Source organism: Rhodopseudomonas sp. BR0C11 (genome assembly GCF_010820945.1).
Taxonomy (GTDB): Bacteria; Pseudomonadota; Alphaproteobacteria; order Rhizobiales; family Xanthobacteraceae; genus Rhodopseudomonas; species Rhodopseudomonas palustris_H.
In genome coordinates this window covers 1-2,723 of record NZ_QTKI01000533.1, presented here as the reverse complement: position 1 = coordinate 2,723, position 2,723 = coordinate 1, and the positions used below count along the sequence as shown (strand labels likewise).

The following is a 2,723-nucleotide window of genomic DNA, read 5'->3' as shown; positions in this document are numbered from 1 at the left end:
GGTCCGGCGGGGCGAGCCGCGCGCGCAGATCGTCCCAGTCGTGAATGGTGTGAACCTGCTCGTAGCGGATGATCTTTTCGAGGATGTTGGCGGGCGTCGTCCAGTCGATCCGCTGCAGCACCAGAAACCCCCGATTGAACCACGACGTGAACAGATGCACGAAGTCATCGTCGACGTGACGCAGCTGCGGATGCGCGGCGATGCGGGCCAGCACCGCCTCGCGCATCTTCACCAGCGCGGCAGTACCGCCCGGCGCGTGATTGAGGCGGCGGATCAGTTCCTGCCGGCGCGGCTCGGCCGCGCGGAGCAATTCGCCGGTCGCCTCGGCCGAGGCGTCGGCACGAAACGCTTCGATCGCGGCGTTGAGTTCGGCGAGGTCGGGCCCGAACTGTTCGGCGAGGGCATCGAGAAACGCCAGCTTGTCCTCGTCGTCAGCAGCCTCGTAGCCGGCGAGCAGTGACGCAGCGAGCGCGACGCCGGATGCTTCACCGCGCCGCGACAGCAGCGTCTCGCCGAGCGCGATCAGTTCGTCACCAGACATCGGCTGTGAGCTGGCCAGCCCGAACAGGCTGCGGCCGCGCTCAGTGAGGCTGTTGAACAGGCCGCCGAGAAACTCCGAAGCGCGGTCTGCGGTGGTGGCTATCGGCATCAGCTTCATCCCCAGGCTTGCGACATCGTCGCTTCACGTACGAAGCGCGGTACGTCACAACCATAGACGTTCCGGACAACGCCTTCCAGACGCATGAGCAGGACGATGGTTTCGCCACGGCTTCGTGACCGGGCCGGAAGGGATGTCGCTGGGTGCGCCGAGGATCGCTGCCGGCTAATTCGCCAGCACTTCGGCGGTGACGTCCTCGACATTGTGCAGCAGGCACATCAACTTGCCGTCGGCGTCGCGCACCGGGGTGTTGATCGACTGCCAATAGCGCTCGACGAACACGCCCTCGGCGTTGCGGACATCGTAGCGCTGGACGGCGAGCGCGTGCGGCTGGCCGGTCTCGACCACGGTCCGCAGTGAGTTGTAGACATTGCTCACGCCGTCGGCGGTCTCAACCGCCGGATTGTCTGGGAAGATCTCGAACAGAGGTTGGCCGACGATGCTATCGCGCGACGTGAAGGTGGCGCGCGCATAGGCGTCGTTGATGTCGATGATCTTCAGGCCCGGCCCGGCATCGATCAGCATGTAGGGATGCTCGGACGCATCGAAGCTGGCGCGGATCTGCGCCAGCACCGAATGAAGATCGCCGCCACGATTGCGATACGCCAGCGGCGACAGATCGGCGCCGGAGATCTGCGAATGCAGCAGCGCCAGTTCGCGCTTGGCCGACGACAGCAGGCCGAGCAGCGTCCGGCGCAGCTTCTCATCCTCGGCCGTCTCGAGCAGCTTTTGGAAGTGCGCGATATTCTGTTCACAGACGAAGCGTTGCATCGACCGCTCTCCGTCTTCCGGGAGTGTCGGCTCTTCTGCTACGCCAGATTGCGAGTATGTCAATACCGCTAACGGTTCCCTAGCGACCCAGGGCGGTCGCTTCGCTCACCTTGGCGAACCGCTCCAGCGTCAGCACCGCATCGGCAAAACTCTGCGCGCGACCGTCCAGCACCGGACGGGCGAGCTGCAGGAATTTCTGCGTCATCGCCTGGTCGCTCGGGAACGAGTTCGGCTCGCCGGACGGATCGGCGTAGATCCGTTCATGCACGCCGTCCTCGGTGGTGATCGACACGCGGGCGCCGAACGGATGGGTTTTGCCTTCGAGCCGTTCGTCGCGCACCACGTCGAATTTGTCCGCGAGCGCATCGATCGCCGGATCGCCAAGCCGCGTGTAGTCGTCCCAGCCGAAGCTGCCCTGCTCCAGCGCCAATGCGCCAGTGAAGAACATCGAGAACTGACCGCCGACGATTGAGCGCGGATGCCGCTTGGTCGGTGCGTCGCCGGTGAGCGTGATGCCGTTCTTGTGCAGCCCGACTTCGACCCGGGTGATTTGCGCCGGCGTCAGATTGTGCTCGCGTCGCATCGCGATCAGCGCGTCGATCGCCGCGTGAGTGTAGCGACAGCTCGGATACGGCTTCACGCCGATCTTCATGGTCTCGTAAACGCTGCCGAGGTCGGCGACCGCTTTGTCATGATGCGGCGTGTCGGTGTAGCCGACCAGCAGGCCGTGGATGCCTTCGACCGACTCGGTCGAGCCGATGAAGCCGTTCTTCGCCAGCGTCGCGGCGATCACGCCGTTCATCGCGGCGGCGCCGACCTGATAGCGCTTATTCCACGCACCGTTGACCAGGAATTGCAGCGAGCCTGCGGCTTGGCTGCCGGAGACGCCGAACGCCGCAACGATCTGATCCTGCGACAGTCCGAACAGCTTGGCGGCGGCGGCCGCGGCGCCGTAGGTGCCGGCGGTTGCGGTGGGGTGGAAGCCGCGCGCGTAGTGCGAGGTCGGATCGAGCGCGTTGCCGAGCCGGCAGCACACTTCGTAGCCGGCGACGATCGCGGTCAGCACGTCGCGGCCCGAGGCGCCGACCAGTTCGCCGACCGCGAATGCGGCGGGTACCACAGGGGCCGAGGGATGCAGCGAGGAGTCGGCATGGGTGTCGTCGAAATCGAGCGAATGACCGAGCGCGCCGTTCAGCAGCGCCGCCACCGCCGGGGTCCAGCGCTTGTCGTCGCCGAACACCGTAGAGTCGCCGGCTCCGTCGAGCGATAGCGCCTGCAGCATCTGCAGGATCGA

At 65.8% G+C, this 2,723-nt stretch carries 3 protein-coding genes; all 3 read right to left on the bottom strand.

Features of this window, described 5'->3' with window-relative positions; translation table 11 throughout:
* Positions 1-649 (bottom strand): malonyl-CoA decarboxylase N-terminal domain-containing protein (locus DYI24_RS24695; protein ID WP_164574199.1); only part of this gene is annotated, 649 nt, incomplete at its 3' end.
* A gap of 174 nt (positions 650-823) precedes the next feature.
* Entirely contained in the window at positions 824-1,429 is a 606-nt protein-coding gene (locus DYI24_RS24690) for a PAS domain-containing protein (RefSeq protein WP_164574198.1), read from the bottom strand.
* A gap of 79 nt (positions 1,430-1,508) precedes the next feature.
* A partial coding sequence (locus DYI24_RS24685) for an MmgE/PrpD family protein (RefSeq protein ID WP_164574197.1) occupies positions 1,509-2,723 on the bottom strand: 1,215 nt, incomplete at its 5' end.

What these genes read in the sequence shown, in the direction of transcription:
- DYI24_RS24690 (WP_164574198.1), bottom strand. Translation starts at nt 1,429, where the DNA reads ATGCAACGCTTCGTCTGTGAACAGAATATCGCGCACTTCCAAAAGCTG.